Origin of the sequence: Saccharopolyspora gloriosae (genome assembly GCF_014203325.1) — a bacterium.
GTDB classification, from domain to species: domain Bacteria; phylum Actinomycetota; class Actinomycetes; order Mycobacteriales; family Pseudonocardiaceae; genus Saccharopolyspora_C; species Saccharopolyspora_C gloriosae.
Genome location: NZ_JACHIV010000001.1, coordinates 4,812,973 through 4,828,132 on the forward strand (window position 1 = coordinate 4,812,973; position 15,160 = coordinate 4,828,132).

General features: G+C 71.9%; 16 protein-coding genes. 4 read left to right on the forward strand and 12 right to left on the reverse strand.

The annotated features are described in order from the left end of the window. The first annotated feature begins 86 nt into the window (after positions 1-86). Genes BJ969_RS20895 through BJ969_RS20905 form a run of 3 tightly spaced genes read left to right on the forward strand, consistent with a single transcriptional unit; the run spans position 87 to position 2,949 of the window. Positions 87-1,136, forward strand: a complete 1,050-nt coding sequence (locus BJ969_RS20895) for an ABC transporter substrate-binding protein (protein ID WP_343071518.1) — start codon at positions 87-89, stop codon at positions 1,134-1,136. Continuing rightward, complete coding sequence (locus BJ969_RS20900) at positions 1,133-2,146, forward strand: FecCD family ABC transporter permease (RefSeq protein WP_184481229.1); 1,014 nt, start codon at positions 1,133-1,135, stop codon at positions 2,144-2,146. The genes BJ969_RS20895 and BJ969_RS20900 overlap by 4 nt, the downstream gene beginning before the upstream one ends. Then, a complete protein-coding gene (locus BJ969_RS20905; protein WP_184481231.1) occupies positions 2,143-2,949 on the forward strand; it encodes an ATP-binding cassette domain-containing protein in 807 nt (268 codons plus the stop codon). The genes BJ969_RS20900 and BJ969_RS20905 overlap by 4 nt, the downstream gene beginning before the upstream one ends. Positions 2,950-3,233: 284 nt before the next feature. Here the strand turns inward: BJ969_RS20905 and lgt are convergent, their stop codons facing one another. The 6 genes from lgt to BJ969_RS20935 form a co-directional block, all read right to left on the reverse strand. Next, a complete protein-coding gene (gene lgt / locus BJ969_RS20910; RefSeq protein WP_184481233.1) occupies positions 3,234-4,352 on the reverse strand; it encodes a prolipoprotein diacylglyceryl transferase in 1,119 nt (372 codons plus the stop codon). A 250-nt stretch (positions 4,353-4,602) separates the two neighbouring features. Next, positions 4,603-5,397 carry a tryptophan synthase subunit alpha gene (gene trpA / locus BJ969_RS20915; protein WP_184481235.1) on the reverse strand — a complete coding sequence of 265 codons (795 nt, stop codon included), beginning with the start codon at positions 5,395-5,397 and terminating at the stop codon, positions 4,603-4,605. Beyond that, a complete protein-coding gene (trpB, locus tag BJ969_RS20920; protein ID WP_221315895.1) occupies positions 5,394-6,695 on the reverse strand; it encodes a tryptophan synthase subunit beta in 1,302 nt (433 codons plus the stop codon). Before trpB ends, trpA begins: the two co-directional genes overlap by 4 nt. Before the next feature lie 175 nt (positions 6,696-6,870). Next, positions 6,871-7,683: an indole-3-glycerol phosphate synthase TrpC gene (gene trpC / locus BJ969_RS20925; protein WP_184481237.1), complete on the reverse strand. Its 813-nt coding sequence runs from the start codon at positions 7,681-7,683 to the stop codon at positions 6,871-6,873. A gap of 279 nt (positions 7,684-7,962) precedes the next feature. Beyond that, the gene (locus BJ969_RS20930) at positions 7,963-8,565 is read right to left on the reverse strand and encodes a Trp biosynthesis-associated membrane protein (RefSeq protein ID WP_184481239.1); all 603 of its coding nucleotides are present in this window, start codon (positions 8,563-8,565) and stop codon (positions 7,963-7,965) included. Beyond that, positions 8,562-10,139, reverse strand: a complete 1,578-nt coding sequence (locus tag BJ969_RS20935; RefSeq protein ID WP_184481241.1) for an anthranilate synthase component I — start codon at positions 10,137-10,139, stop codon at positions 8,562-8,564. The genes BJ969_RS20930 and BJ969_RS20935 overlap by 4 nt, the downstream gene beginning before the upstream one ends. Before the next feature lie 108 nt (positions 10,140-10,247). Here BJ969_RS20935 and BJ969_RS20940 point away from each other — a divergent pair, with 108 nt between their 5' ends. After that, positions 10,248-10,865 carry a TetR/AcrR family transcriptional regulator gene (locus tag BJ969_RS20940; RefSeq protein WP_184481243.1) on the forward strand — a complete coding sequence of 206 codons (618 nt, stop codon included), beginning with the start codon at positions 10,248-10,250 and terminating at the stop codon, positions 10,863-10,865. An 89-nt stretch (positions 10,866-10,954) separates the two neighbouring features. Here the strand turns inward: BJ969_RS20940 and hisI are convergent, their stop codons facing one another. From hisI to BJ969_RS20970, 6 genes are all read right to left on the reverse strand, one after another. Continuing rightward, positions 10,955-11,311 (reverse strand): phosphoribosyl-AMP cyclohydrolase, encoded by a 357-nt coding sequence (gene hisI / locus BJ969_RS20945; protein WP_184481245.1) that lies wholly within the window; start codon positions 11,309-11,311, stop codon positions 10,955-10,957. Then, positions 11,308-12,081 carry an imidazole glycerol phosphate synthase subunit HisF gene (gene hisF / locus BJ969_RS20950; RefSeq protein WP_184481247.1) on the reverse strand — a complete coding sequence of 258 codons (774 nt, stop codon included), beginning with the start codon at positions 12,079-12,081 and terminating at the stop codon, positions 11,308-11,310. The genes hisI and hisF overlap by 4 nt, the downstream gene beginning before the upstream one ends. An 85-nt stretch (positions 12,082-12,166) precedes the next feature. Beyond that, positions 12,167-12,898, reverse strand: a complete 732-nt coding sequence (priA, locus tag BJ969_RS20955; protein ID WP_184481250.1) for a bifunctional 1-(5-phosphoribosyl)-5-((5-phosphoribosylamino)methylideneamino)imidazole-4-carboxamide isomerase/phosphoribosylanthranilate isomerase PriA — start codon at positions 12,896-12,898, stop codon at positions 12,167-12,169. A 485-nt stretch (positions 12,899-13,383) separates the two neighbouring features. Next, complete coding sequence (locus BJ969_RS20960; protein ID WP_184481252.1) at positions 13,384-13,584, reverse strand: hypothetical protein; 201 nt, start codon at positions 13,582-13,584, stop codon at positions 13,384-13,386. 1 nt (position 13,585) lies between these two features. Next, positions 13,586-14,215, reverse strand: a complete 630-nt coding sequence (hisH, locus tag BJ969_RS20965) for an imidazole glycerol phosphate synthase subunit HisH (protein WP_184481254.1) — start codon at positions 14,213-14,215, stop codon at positions 13,586-13,588. Between the two features lie 9 nt (positions 14,216-14,224). Next, positions 14,225-15,121: a transketolase family protein gene (locus tag BJ969_RS20970; protein WP_184485600.1), complete on the reverse strand. Its 897-nt coding sequence runs from the start codon at positions 15,119-15,121 to the stop codon at positions 14,225-14,227. Positions 15,122-15,160: the final 39 nt, after the last annotated feature.

A 15,160-nucleotide genomic window follows, 5' to 3' on the forward strand; every position in this document is an offset into this window, starting at 1 on the left:
ACCCCGCGCAGGTCGACGGCCGGGGTGCGCACCCGGCGTCCGCGAGCGACGATCAGTTCCTGGTATCTTTCCAGCTCGGGGCGCTCGTGGCAGCGAATTCCGGTGCGTTCGCGCGCGGCGTCGCCGCCAGCCACCGCACCCGGCGCGCACACGTGGCGCACCGGCCCGACCACGAGGACGTCATGCTCGGGTTCCGCCGCATTCCCGCCCTGCTGCTGGCCGTGCTGGCCCTGCTGTTCGCCGGCACCTCGTGCGCCACGCGCACACCGTCGCCCGCACCGGAAGCCCCGGTCGAAGACCCGGCCGCCGCGTTCCCCGCGCAGATCACCATCGAAGGCCAGGAACCGGTCACGCTGCCCCAGCAGCCCAAGAGCATCGTGTCGCTGAGCCCCACCGCCACCGAATCGCTCTACGCCATCGGCGCCGGCGAGCAGGTCAAGGCCACCGACCAGTTCTCCGACTTCCCGCAGCACGCGCCGCGCACCGACCTCAACGGCCTCACCAGTGACGCCGCGGCCGTCGCCGGCCACGACCCGGACCTCGTCATCGCCCCCGAAGGCGCCGGCAAGCTCGTCGAAGGACTGCACGAGCTGGAGATCCCCGTGCTGGTCACGCCGTCCGCGGCGTCCCTCGACGAGGCGTACGCGCAGATCGAGACCCTCGGCCAGGCCACCGGGCACAGCAGGCAGGCCCACGACGTGACGCGGCGGATGCGCGACGACATCGCCAAGATCGTCGCCGACACCCCGAAGCCGCCGGAGCCGCTGAGCTACTTCCACGAAGTCAGCCCGGACTTCTACACCACCACCTCGCACAGCTTCATCGGCGGCGTGTACCGGCTGTTCGGCCTCACCAACATCGCCGACGAAGCGGGCGGCGCGGGCAACGACTTCCCGCAGCTCGCCCAGGAACGCATCGTGCAGGCCGACCCCGACCTGATCTTCCTGGCCGACGCGAAGTGCTGCGGCGCCACCCCGCAGTCCGCCGCCACCCGGCCCGGCTGGGACACGCTCACCGCCGTGCGGGAGAACCGCGTCATCGCCCTCGACGACGACATCGCCGGCCGGTGGGGACCGCGCGTGGTCGACCTGGTGCGTTCGGTCAGCGACACCGTGGCCCGCACCCAGCGTCCTTGAGCTCGCGGCTGCGGCCGGGCCCGCTGCTGGCGGGAGTCGCGGCGCTGCTGCTGGCACTGCTCGGCTCGGTGCTGCTGGGGGCCGCCGACCTCGGGTGGACGCGGGTACTCGGGGAGATCTGGGCGCAGCTCACCGGCGGGCACTCGCCGCTGTCCGAGCGGGAAGCCGCGATCCTCTGGCGGCTGCGAGTGCCGCGCGCCGTGCTCGGAGCCCTGGTCGGGGCCGCGCTCGGGGTGTCCGGCGCCGCCTTCCAAGGCGTGTTCCGCAACCCGCTGGCCGACCCGTACCTGCTCGGCGCGGCCGGCGGCGCCGGGCTCGGGGTGACGCTCGTGATCACCATGCTGCCGCAGGCCGGATCGGCGCCCGGCGCGGCGCAAGCAGCCGCGTTCGCCGGAGCGCTCGGCGGCGTGGCGCTGACCTGGCTGCTGGGGCGCTCCGCGGGCAACGACGCGGCGACGCTGGTGCTCGCCGGAGTCGCCGTCGGCGCCTTCCTCGCCGCCGGGCAGACCTTCCTGCAGCAGCTGCGGCTGGAGAGCCTGCAACAGGTCTACCTCTGGATCTTGGGCCGGTTGAGCACCGCGGGCTGGTCGGACGTGCTGCTGGTGCTGCCGCTGCTGCTCGTCTCCGGAGCCGTGCTGTGCGCCTGCGGGCGGCTGCTGGACCTGCTCGGCACCGGCGACGAAGAGGCCGCCTCGCTCGGCGTGCACCCCGGCCGGGCCCGCGCCGTGGTGCTGGTGGCCGCATCGCTGGCCACCGCCGCCGCCGTGTCCGTGGCCGGGCTGATCGGATTCGTCGGGCTCGTCGTACCGCACCTCGTGCGGCTGGCCTTCGGCGGGACCTACCGCATCATCGTGCCGCTGTCGCTGCTGTTCGGCGGCGCCTTCCTGGTGCTGGCCGACGTGCTCGCGCGAACCGCGCTCGCCCCCGCCGAACTGCCCCTCGGCGTGATCACCGCGTTCACCGGAGCACCGTTCTTCGCGGTGCTGCTGCAGCGGAGCAGGCGCGCGTGAACGATCTGCGGATCAGCGACCTCACCGCCGGATACCGGCGGCGCACCGTGCTGACCGAGATCTCCGCGCACGTCCCCGGCGGCGGCTGGCTCGGCATCATCGGCCCCAACGGCTCCGGCAAGTCCACCCTGCTCAAAGCCATCGCCGGCCTGCTGCGCCACGAAGGCACCGTGCTCATCGGCGGACGCCCGCTGCACGACACCGGACGCCGGGAACGGGCCCGGCTGCTCGGCTACGCCCCGCAGATCCCGCAGCTGCCACCAGGACTCACCGTCACCGACTACGTGCTGCTGGGCCGCACCCCGCACCTCGGGCCGCTCGGCCGCGAAGGACGCACCGACCGGGAAGTGGTGGGGCGAATCCTGGAACGCCTCGACCTGACCCGGCTCGCCACCCGCCCGCTCACCGAGCTCTCCGGCGGGGAACGGCAACGAGCCGTGCTCGGGCGGGCGCTGGCGCAGCGCGCCGGAGTGCTGCTGCTCGACGAACCCACCACCGGCCTCGACATCGGCCACGCCCAAGCGCTGCTGGACCTCGTCGACGAACTGCGCCGCGAACTCGGCACCACCGTCGTCACGACCCTGCACGACCTGACGATCTCCGCGCAGTACGCCGAGAACCTGCTGCTGCTCGCCGACGGCCGCGTCGCCGTGCACGGCACACCCGCCGAAGTGCTCACCCCCGCCGTGCTCACCGACCACTACGACGCCCGAGCCACCGTCCTCACTGGTCCCGACGGTTCCCCGGTTGTCGCTCCTGTTCGGGGTGGGGGAGCCGGTCGTTCGTCTGAGGTGGGCGGGTAGCGGAACCTCAGTCGGTCTCTCGCTGCGGGATCTTTTTCCCAAGTGGCTCCGCCACGAGGGAAAAAGCTGTCCTCGCGAGAGACCGACTGAGAACCCGCCGGTGGTCGGCTTCTCGACGTGGGCTATTCGCTTCGCGAATCAGGCACGGCCTTCGGCCGCCAGGCAGACGTGGCTTCGCCCGTCCCGCTGCGCTGCCTTCGGCCGCTCGCGTCTAGGTCGTAGCGCGCAAAACGGCCGTGCCGCCGGGGTTCGGTGGCACGGCCGTTCTTCGGCTCGGCGGAGGGCTACTTGTCCTCGGTCTCGTCCGGCTTCTTGTCGGTGACCGCCGTGGCCGAGGCCTGCTTCGGGCGCTCGTCCGCAGCGGAGTCCTCCCGCTCCGGCGGGTCCGGGTCGGCTTCGGCCTTCGACGCGCCGGACCCCGAGGGGCGGTCGTCCTCGGTGGCGGAAGCCGTCCCGCCGGACTCGCCGTCGGCGGGCGGCTCCACGCCGTAGTCGTCGTCGCCGGGCAGGGGTTTGCCGCGCAGCGACGCCGGGTCTTCCCTCTTGCCGCGCACCACCAGCAGGTAGATCACGGCCAGCGCGAACACGATCAACGAGGTGAACACGTTGATGCGGATGCCCAGCAGGTGCGTGGCCTCGTCGGTGCGCATCATCTCGATCCACACCCGGCCCGCCGTGTAGCCCGCGACGTAGAGCGCGAACACCCGGCCACGGCCCATCCGGAACTTCCGGTCCGCCCACACGATCAGCACGGCCACCAGCAGGTTCCACAGCAGCTCGTACAGGAACGTTGGATGCACCACCGCGAGCGGCGCGGCCTGGTCGATGGCGTGCCCGTAGATCTGGTCCGCCATGCCCGTCTCCGGGTCGATGCGCCGGTAGATCTCCAAGCCCCACGGCACCGTCGTCGGGCTGCCGTAGAGCTCCTGGTTGAACCAGTTCCCCAACCGGCCCATGGCCTGCGCCGTGACCAGCGCCGGAGCGATCGCGTCGGCGAACGCCGCCAGCGGCACCCCGCGCCTGCGGCAGCCGATCCAGGCGCCGACCGCGCCCAGCGCGACCGCGCCCCAGATGCCGAGGCCGCCCTCCCAGACCTTCAGCGCGTCCAGCGGATCGCGCCCCGGACCGAAGTACTTGTACCAGTCCGTCGCGACGTGGTAGAGCCGTCCGCCGACCAGGCCGAACGGCACGGCGAACACCGCGATGTCGGTGACCAGGCCCTTGCGGCCACCGCGCGCCTGCCAGCGCCGATCACCCCACAGGATCGCCACGACGATCCCGGCGATGATGCACAGCGCGTACGCGCGCAACGGCACCGGGCCGATCTGCCAGACCCCTTGCGGAGGGCTGGGAATGTTCGCCAGGAACGAGGTCGCCGAGGCAGCGAGGTTGTGCGCGCTCACGCGCCCACCGTATCGGTCCCCATCGGACGTTCCGAGTGCTGGGGCTTTCCCGGGGAGATCTGCGCTGGTGGTCGGGTGGCGGAACCTCAGTCGTCTTCTCGCTGCGGGATCTTTTTCCCAAGTGGCTCCGCCACGAGGGAAAAAGCCGTCCTCGCGAGAAGACGACCGAGAACCCGCTGCTGGTCGGCTTGCGTGCGTGGTCGCTGCTCAGCGGCTTCGCCGCTGACAGGACAACCGCCTACCGCCGTGGTCAGCGGGAGCGGACGCCTCGGCCCAGCTCGGCGGCGAGCTCGCGGACGCCGTCGACGCCCTCTCGTTCGGCGCGGTCGATGAAGGCCGAGCCGACGATGACGCCGTCGGCGAACTTCGCGACCTCCGCGGCCTGCTCGCCGGAACGGACCCCGAGGCCAACGCCGATCGGCAGGTCCGTGTGCGCGCGCGTGCGCCGGACCAGGCTCTCCGCCTTGTCGCCGACGGTGGCGCGAGCACCCGTCACGCCCATCACCGAGGTGGCGTAGACGAAACCGGAACTGGCCTTCGCCGTCATCGCCAGCCGCTGCTCCGTGGACGACGGGGCGACCAGGAAGATCCGGTCCACGCCGTGCGCGTCGGAGGCGGCCATCCAGTCGTCGGCCTCGTCCGGGACGAGGTCCGGGGTGATCACCCCGAGGCCGCCCGCCGCCTTCAGGTCGCGGGCGAACGCGTCCGGGCCGTACTGGTGCACCGGGTTCCAGTAGGTCATCACGACCGCGTGCCTGCCCGCCTCGGCGACCGAGGACACCACGTCGAACAGGTCCCGGATGCGGAACCCCGCGCGCAGCGCCACGTCCCCCGCGGCCTGGATGGTCGGACCGTCGATGACCGGGTCGGAGTAAGGGACGCCGACCTCGACGATGTCGCAGCCCGGCGCGTCGTCGGTGCCGCCGAGCATCCCCGCCAGCAGCTCCTGCGAACCCGCCACCGTGGGATACCCCGCGGGCAGGTAGCCGACCAGCGCGGCGCGGTCCTCGTCGCGGCAGGCCGCGAACACCTCGTGCAGGCTCACCGGGCCGCCTCCCCCACTGCGTCGTCCGCGACGGTCTCGCCGGACTCGTCGACGAGGCCGAAGTACTTCGCGGCCGTGTCCATGTCCTTGTCGCCCCGGCCCGACAGGCTCACCAGCAACGTGGCGTCCGGGCCGAGTTCCTTGCCGAGCTCCAGCGCGCCCGCGAGGGCATGCGCGGACTCGATGGCCGGGATGATGCCCTCGGTGCGGGAGAGCAGCTTGAACGCCTGCATCGCCTCGTCGTCGGTGACGGCGCGGTACTCGGCGCGGCCGGCGTCCTTGAGGTACGAGTGCTCCGGCCCCACGCCGGGATAGTCCAGGCCCGCCGAGATCGAATAGGCCTCGGTGATCTGCCCGTCGTCGTCCTGCAGCAGGTACGAGCGGGCGCCGTGCAGCGTGCCGGGCGTGCCCTTGCTCAAGGTCGCGCCGTGCTCACCGCTGTCGAGGCCGTGCCCCGCGGGCTCGTAGCCGACCAGGCGCACGCCCGGGTCGTCGATGAAGCCGTGGAAGATGCCGATGGCGTTGGAGCCGCCGCCGACGCAGGCGACCACCGCGTCCGGCAGGCCGCCGAACTTCTCGAGGGACTGCTCGCGCGCCTCCTCGCCGATGATCTTGTGGAAGTTGCGCACCATCACCGGGAACGGGTGCGCCCCGGCGGCCGTGCCCAGCAGGTAATGGGTGTCCTCGACGCTGGCGACCCAGTCCCGCAGCGCCTCGTTGATCGCGTCCTTGAGCGTCGCCGAACCGTTCGCGACGGGGCGGACCTCCGCGCCGAGCAACCGCATCCGCGCCACGTTCAACGCCTGGCGCTCGGTGTCGACCTTGCCCATGTAGATCACGCAGTCGAGGTCGAGCAGCGCGCAGGCCGTCGCGGTCGCCACGCCGTGCTGACCGGCACCGGTCTCGGCGATGACGCGCTTCTTGCCCATCCGCTTGACCAGCAGCGCCTGCCCCAGCACGTTGTTGATCTTGTGTGAGCCGGTGTGGTTCAAATCCTCGCGCTTGAGCAGAATCCGCGCCCCGCCCGCGTGCTCGCCGAACCGCTTCGCCTCCGTGAGCAGCGACGGGCGCCCCGCGTAGTCCCGCAGCAGCCGCGCCAGCTCGTCGGTGAACTCCGGGTCGAGCTGCGCCTTCTCGTACTCAGCGGTCAGCTCGTCCTGCGCCGCGATCAACGCCTCCGGCATGAACCGGCCGCCGTAAGGACCGAAATGGCCCCGCTCATCCGGATCATGCCCTTCGGGCACCGGACGGCCCGGCCGATGCGCGCGATCGTGCTGCGCGTCGTGCACCGTCGCCATCAGGGTCACCTCTCCAATCGTCCTCAGAACCCGGAACACCGGCCGAATCGCCGGTACCAGGTGACACCCGCACCCCCCGCAACGCCGGGCAGGCACGTACACCACCGCGCACCTCGGGTTCCCGAAACCGGCGCCCCGACACCGGCGGAACCGGGATCGGGGCGCGGAACGGAACTCAGCGGCTGGGGCGCGGGCACGCCGGGTGCGACCCGGCGGTCACCAGCTGAGTCACCGCGACCCGCGGGTTCTCACTGGTCACCAAGCCCTCACCGACGAGCACGGCGTCCGCACCGGAACCCGCGTACGCCATCAGGTCGCTCGGGCCGCGCACACCGGACTCGGCCACCTTGAGCACGTCCGGCGGCAGTCCCGGCGCGATCCGCCCGAACACCTCCCGGTCCACGTCCAAGGTGTGCAGGTTGCGCGCGTTGATCCCGATGACCTTCGCCCCCGCCTCCAGCGCACGGTCCGCCTCCTCGGCGGTGTGCACCTCGATGAGGGCCGTCATGCCCAGCGACTCGACCCGGTCCAGCAGGGCCTCCAGCGCGTTCTGCTCCAGCGCTGCCACGATCAGCAGCACCATGTCCGCGCCGTGCGCGCGAGCCTCGTGCACCTGGTACGGGCTGACGATGAAGTCCTTGCGCAGCAGCGGCGTGCCCCCGACCTTGGCGCGCACGTCGTCGAAGTCCGCCAGCGAACCGCCGAAGCGGCGCTGCTCGGTCAGCACGCTGATCACCCGCGCGCCCGCCGCCGCGTAGTCCGCGGCCAGGTCGGCGGGCTCGCCGATCTCAGCGAGCTCGCCCTTGGAAGGGCTGCGCCGCTTGACCTCGGCGATGACGCCGACACCGGGCGCGCGCAGCGCCGCCAGCGCGTCGTGCGGCGGTGGTGCCGCGGCCGACCGCTGCTTGATCTCGTCGAACGGAACGGCGGACTCGCGGACAGCCATGTCCTCGCGAACGCCCTCGATGATGGATTCCAGAACGCTCACTCGAACACCTCGTCACGCGTGCCCCGAACACTCGCCCGCAGGTCTCGAAAACCGTCTTCCGCGCAGAACAACTCAAAGCGCTCGATCACGACACTCCCCTTCCCGCCGTGCCGTTCGCATGGCCGATGCTAACCCCGTGCGGTGCGGCCTCTCGCCAAGGGGTCGGTACAACGTCCCTGCACAGCAAGGACCTTCGTCCCTTGCCAGGTCCGATCGCGGGACCCCCCGCCACCACCCGGATGTACCCGGCCTGGTGCCGGGACCACGGTAGGTGCGGCGCTATCGCTCATCCGTCGGGTCCGCTCCCTCGTCCAGGGCATCCCAGAGCCTTTTGTCCGGATCCGCCGACTTCGGCCGTTCCGCGCCCGGAGCGGAGTACTTCGCGCCCATCGCGGGCAACCGGCTCGCCCGCCACGCCACCAGCAGCCCCGCGCCGAACAGCGCCAGCGCCGCCAGCAGCATCAGCAGCGGCCCGTACGGCGCCCGCGACAACTCCCCGACGGGCTCGCTGCCACCGGGCACGTCCGTCGCGACGTACTCCGACGAGGCACCGAACTGCCAGGTCACCGCCCGCCACGCCAGCAGCACCCCGCCCAGCAGGGTCAGCGCGCCGATGATCCGGCGCAGCCAGCCACCCGTCGCCAGCACCGCCGCCACCGCCGTCAGCGCCGCCAACGCCAGCGGCACCAGCTCCGGGCGCACCGCCGCCCCCGTCGCCGCGGACTCGACGTCCCCGGAGAACGGGGTGCGGTACGGCCGGGACACCCAGTTCAGGGCGCTCGCCCACCACAGCAGCCCCGCGCTCCCCACCAGCAGCAGGATCACCGACCACAGCAGCCGCGGTGACGTCGTGCGCGGCTCGGCCGCCTCCGGGGCGGTCAAACCCGCTCCTGCACGCCCGGCCGCGCCACCGGCTCCTCCGCCGCCGCCGGCGGGCGCAACGTCTGCGCCGTCGCGATCGCGTTGAGCACGGCCTTCGCCTTGTTCAGCGTCTCCTGGTCCTCCGCCACCGGATCCGAATCGGCGACGATGCCGCCGCCCGCCTGCACGTACGCCACCCCGTCGCGCACCAGCGCGGTGCGGATCGCGATGGCCGTGTCGGCGTCCCCGGCGAAGTCCAGGTACCCCACCACCCCGCCGTACTGGGCGCGGCGCGTCGGCTCCAGCTCCTCGATCAGCTCCAGCGCCCGCGGCTTCGGCGCCCCCGACAAGGTGCCCGCCGGGAAGCACGCCGTGACCGCGTCGAACGCGGTGCGGTCCTCCCCGAGGGTGCCGGTGACCGTGGAGACCAGGTGCATCACGTGGCTGTAGCGCTCGATGCGGAAGAACTCCACCACGTGCACCGAACCGGGACGGCACACCCGGCCCAGGTCGTTGCGGCCCAGGTCGACGAGCATCAAGTGCTCGGCCCGCTCCTTCTCATCGTTGCTGAGCTCCTTCTCCAGCCGCGCGTCCTCGTCCTCGTCCGCGCCGCGCCAGCGGGTGCCCGCGATGGGATGCGTCGTCGCCTGCCCGTCGCGGACCGTCACCAGCGACTCCGGGCTGGACCCGACGATGTCGAACGGCGGGCCGCCCTCCGGGTCCGCCATCCGCAGCAGGTACATGTACGGACTGGGGTTGGTGGTGCGCAGCACGCGGTAGACGTCCAGCGCGTCGGCGCTGGTCTCCATCTCGAAGCGCTGCGAGACGACCACCTGGAACGCCTCGCCGGAACGGATGGCCTCCTTCGCCGACTCCACCGCCGCGTAGTGCTCCTGCGGGGTCCGACGGCGCGTGAAGTCCGGCGCCGGCCGGGAGAACGCGGCGACCGTCGGCTCCGACGGCGTGCACAGCCGCTCGGTCATCTCGTCGAGCCTGCGCACCGCGTCGTCGTAGGCGGCGTCCACCCGCTCCGGGCTGTCGTCCCAGTTCACCGCGTTCGCGATGAGCGTGATCGTGCCCTCGTGGTGGTCCAGCGCGGCCAAGTCGGTGGCCAGCAGCATCACCAGCTCGGGGATCTTCAAGTCGTCCTCGGTGAGCTCCGGCAACCGCTCCAGACGGCGCACCGCGTCATAACCGAGGTAGCCGACCATGCCCCCCGTCAACGGCGGCAGGCCCGGCAACGGATCGGTGCGCAGCAACCGCACCGTCTCCCGCAGCGCCTCCAGCGGATCGCCGCCCTCCGGCAGCCCCACCGGCGGCGTGCCCGTCCAGCACGCCTCGCCGTCGCGCACCGTCAGCGCCGCCGCGCTGCGCACCCCCACGAAGGACCAGCGCGACCAGGAACGCCCGTTCTCCGCGGACTCGAACAGGAACGTGCCCGTGCGATCACCCGCGAGCTTCCGGTACACCCCCAGCGGGGTCTCGTCGTCGGCCAACAGCCGCCGCACCACGGGGATGACCCGCCGCCCGGCGGCGAGCTCGCGGAATTCCGTGCGGTCCGGGGTGATGCAGCCGATGTCGCCGTCGCCAACCATGCCCATCATTGTGCCGACACCGCCTCCGCGCCGTCGCAGCGGTCAGGACGCCCCGCCCACGACGGGCCTTTTTTGCGACGGGCACCGGGCAGCGGCAAGGATGGCGGGGTGAGCAGCGGCACCTCCGACGACAGCGGCCCGAAGCGGCGCGGGCGCAGGCCCGGCGGGCAGGACACCCGCGCGGCCCTGATCGACGCTGCCCGCGAGGTGTTCGCCGAGTACGGCTACAACGACGCCACGGTGCGGGTCATCGCCACCCGCGCAGGCGTGGACCCGGCGATGGTCAACCACTGGTTCGGCGGCAAGGAATCCCTGTTCACCGCCGCCGTGCGCATCCCGGTGGACCCGGCTGTCCTCCTCCCGGAGCTGCTCGCCGGGGATCGGGAGAAGCTCGCCGAACGCATCCTGCACCGCTTCCTGTCGGCCTGGGACGAAGCGGGCGGCGGCGCGTTCGCCGCCTTGGTGCGCAGCGTCGCCTCCCACCGCACGGCGGTGCGGCTGCTGCGCGAGTTCGTCGCAATCGTGATCATCGACAAGCTCGCCAGGGCGCTGGACATGGACAACCCCGACCTGCGGGCCTCGCTGGCCGCCTCCCAGATCATCGGGCTGGGCATGGCCCGCTACGTGGTGGAGCTCGAACCCCTCGCCTCCGCCGACCACCGGACCATCGTCGCCACCGTCGGACCCAACCTCCAGCGCTACCTCACGGGAGACCTCGACATCTGACGGGCGCCGGAACTCGGTCCAGAACCGACGAGCCAGGCGAGTAGCGCCGCAGGGCGGCGACGGAGGCGCGGCGGCTCCACCGCGCGAAGCTACTCCGACGACGCGGCGGGCAGCAGGACGTCGGCGTCGAAGCAGGTGTGGTCGCCGGTGTGGCAGGCGGCGCCCTCCTGGTCCACCACCAGCAGCACGGTGTCGCCGTCGCAGTCCAACCGCACCTCGTGCACGTGCTGCACGTGCCCCGACGTCTCGCCCTTCACCCAGTACGCGTTCCTGCTGCGGGAGAAGTAGGTGCCGCGGCGCGTCGTGAGGGTGCGGTGCAGCGCCTCGTCGTCCATCCACGCCATCATCAGCACCTCACCGGTGCCGCGCTGCTGCGCGATAGCCGCGACCAGCCCCTCGGCGTTGCGCTTGAGCCTGCCCGCGATCGCCGGGTCGAGTTCGCTCATCGGACGGTGATCCCTTCCGCGCGCATCGCCGCCTTGACCTCGCTGATCCGCAACTGCCCGAAGTGGAACACGCTGGCCGCCAGCACCGCGTCCGCACCGGCGTGCACCGCGGGCGCGAAGTGCTCCACCGCACCGGCGCCACCGCTGGCGATCAGCGGCACGTCGACGCGGGCGCGCACCGCGCGGATCAGCTCCAAGTCGAAACCGGCCTTGGTGCCGTCGGCGTCCATCGAGTTCAGCAGGATCTCGCCCACGCCGAGCTCCTGCGCCCGCTGCGCCCACTCCACCGCGCAGATGCCCGTGCCGCGCCTGCCGCCGTGCGTGGTGACCTCGAAACCGGACGCCGTCGGCCGCTCCCCCTCCGGCACCCGGCGGGCGTCGGCGGACAGCACCACGCACTGCGCGCCGAACCGGTGCGAGGACTCCCGCAGCAGCTCCGGGCGGGCGATGGCGGCCGTGTTCAAGCTGACCTTGTCCGCGCCCGCGCGCAGCAAGCGGTTGATGTCATCGGGGCTGCGCACACCGCCACCGACGGTCAACGGGATGAACACCTGCTCCGCGGTCCGGCGCACTACGTCGAACGTCGTCTCGCGGTCCGACGACGACGCCGTCACGTCCAAGAAGGTGAGCTCGTCGGCGCTCTCCGCGTCGTAGGTCTTCGCCAGCTCGACGGGATCGCCCGCGTCGACCAGGTTCGTGAAGTTGACACCCTTGACGACCCGCCCGGCATCCACGTCCAGGCAGGGGATCACTCGCACCGCGACGCCCATGCCCCCAGGGTAGGCCGCCCGCGCGAAGCCGGGCGCACCCGGTGCGCCCGGCGGCGGAGTCGGCCACCGCCGGGCACCGGTCCGATCAGGACACGGCCGCGAGGGCCTCTTCCAACGTGAAGTTCCCCGCGTACAACGCCTTGCCGACGATGGAACCCTCCACGCCCAGCGGCGCCAATTCCGCCAACGCCCGCAGATCGTCCACACTGGACACACCGCCGGAGGCAACGACCGGCGCGTCCGTGCGGGCGCACACCTCGCGCAACAGCTCCGAATTCGGGCCCTGCAACGTGCCGTCCTTGCTCACATCCGTGACCACGTAACGACGGCACCCCGCCGCGTCCAACCGGGCCAGCACCTCCCACAGATCACCACCGTCGCGAGTCCAGCCGCGCGCGGCCAACCGGTGGCCCTGCTCCGTGATCCGCACGTCCAAACCCACCGCGACCTGATCCCCGTGCTCGGCCACGACACGATCCGCCCACTCCGGGTCCTCCAGAGCAGCCGTGCCCAAGTTCACCCGGTCGCAGCCCGTCGCCAACGCCGCCTTCAACGACTCGTCATCGCGGATGCCGCCCGAAAGCTCCACCCGCACGTCCAGCCGCCGCACCACGTCCGCCAACAACTCCCGGTTCGAACCACGGCCGAACGCGGCGTCGAGATCCACCAAGTGGATCCACTCAGCGCCCGCGCGCTGCCAGGCCAACGCGGCCTCCCACGGATCCCCGTAGGAAGTCTCGGTACCGGCCGCACCCTGGACCAGGCGGACAGCCTGACCATCGGCCACGTCAACAGCAGGAAGAAGCGTGAAAGTCACGGCGCTTAGTCTATCGGGCCTAGTTGGGTGCGGGGTTTGGAGTCTCCCCGGCTTGACGTGGGGGTTGGTTGAAGCCTCGCCGGCTTGACGTGGGGGTTGGGTTGTGGAGTCTCGCTCGGCTTGGCGTGGGGCGTCGGGTTTTAGAGCCTTCCCGGGTTGGGCGTGTGGTTGCTGTGGTGCGCGGAAGGTCGGCTTTAGGGATTGCTTCCACGGCTCGTGTTGCTTGGGTGTCCGGGTAGCGGAACCTCAGCGGCTTCCTCGCTGCGGGATCTTTTTTCCAAGTGGCTCCGCCACGAGGAAAAAAGCCGTCCTCGCGAGGAAGCCGCTGAGAACCCGCCGGTGAGGGCTTATCGACGTGGGCTATTCGCTGCGCGAATACAGGCACGGCCTTCGGCCGCAAGGCAAGCTGGCTTCGCCGCCCACTGCACGGCTACGCCGCAAGGCACGGCGCTCGGTTTGGCGGGCGCCGTGGTCGTTGCTGCTGGTCAGTCGCCTTTTTTGGAGGACTTGGTGGCGGCGATGATCGGGATCAGGAGGGCGAGGACTGTGAGCAGGAGGATCAGCCAGCCCGGCATTCCTGCTTGGACCAGGTAGGTGGAGCTGAAGCCCGCGATCACGCCGATCGCGAGGATCAGGGCCACTACGCGTGCTGCGCCCTTGGGGTGCATCAGGCCGTGACGGCGCATGTCAGAGGGTTCCCAACCAGTTGCGCAGGAGCTTGGCGCCGGCCTCGCCGGACTTCTCGGGGTGGAACTGGGTCGCCGAGAGCGGGCCGTTCTCCACCGCCGCGATGAACGGTTCGCCGTGCTCGGCCCAGGTCACGCGGGCCGGGGCGATCGTCTCCGACGGGGGCAGCTCCCAGCGGCGGGCGGCGAACGAGTGCACGAAGTAGAAGCGGGTGCCGGGGTCGATGCCGGCGAACAGGACCGAATCGGCGGGCGCCGAGACCTCGTTCCAGCCCATGTGCGGCAGCACGTCGGCCTGCAAGCGCTCCACGTCGCCCGGCCACTGCCCGCACCCGTCGGCCTGCACTCCGTGCTCGACGCCGCGGTCGAACAGGACCTGCATGCCCACGCAGATGCCGAGCACCGGGCGGCCACCCGCCAACCGACGGTCGATGATCTTGTCACCACCGGCGGCGAGCAGCCCCTCCATGCAGGCCGCGAACGCGCCGACGCCGGGCACGACGAGCCCGTCGGCCTCGACGGCGGCGTCCGCGTCCGAAGTCACCCGCACGTCCGCGCCCGCGTGCTCCAAGGCGCGTTCGGCGGAGCGGAGGTTGCCGGAGCCATAGTCCAGTACGACGACGCGTGCCACGCGGCCAGGCTACCGGCCGCCGATGGCGAGGAACGCCCGGATCGACCGGGCGAGCTCCGCGGGCGCCAGCCCGTGCGCCGCGTCGTGCTCGTCGGCCGTGCCGTAGGCGCGGAGTTCGGCGTCGCGAGCCACCCCCAAGCCGAGCACGCGGTGCGGCAGATCGGCCAGCGCGGCGTTCGCCGACGCCGTCGAGGTGTCCCGCAGGTACGGCTCCACCAGCACCACGTCCGGAGCCGCCGCCAGCGCCGCGGACCGCAGCGCGGCGGCGTCGAACGGCCGCACCGTCGAGGCGTAGAGCACCGCCACGTCCAGCTCCGCCGTCGCCGCGAGCACCGGATCCAGCATCGGCCCCACCGCCAGCACCACGCCCGCCCGCCCCTCGCGCACCACCTGGAAACCGCGCCCGGTCGGTAGCGGACGCGCGTTGGTGCGCTCCGTCATCCGCAGGTAGACGAGGTCGTCGCCGGGCAGCGCGGCCCGCAGCAGCTCTGCGAACTCCCGCGGATGACCGGGCACGTGCACCGTCCAGTCCGGCAACGTGTCCAGCAAGGCCACATCGCCCGGCGCCATGTGGGTGCGGCCCGCCGCCGGGTAGTCGTAGGAGGCACCGGTGCTGACCAGTACCGCGCCCGCCCGCTGGTGGTTGAGGTCGAGCTTGATCTGCTCGAAGGGCCGCTCCACCAGGAACGGGGCGATCGAGTGCACCACCGGCCGCAGCCCGGTCAGCGCGAGCCCGCCCGCGACGCCGATCAGGGCCTGCTCGCGGATGCCGACGTTGAGCACCCGATCCGGGTGGCGCGCGGCGGCGCCGGTGAAGCGGTCCGCCGAGATCTCCGCGAGCACCACGGCCAGCCGCGGATCGTGGTCGAGGGCGGCGCCGACGATGTCGGTGAACTCCTCCCGCATCGGGCGCACCGCCGCGGGCTCGCGCCGGGCCTCACCGGG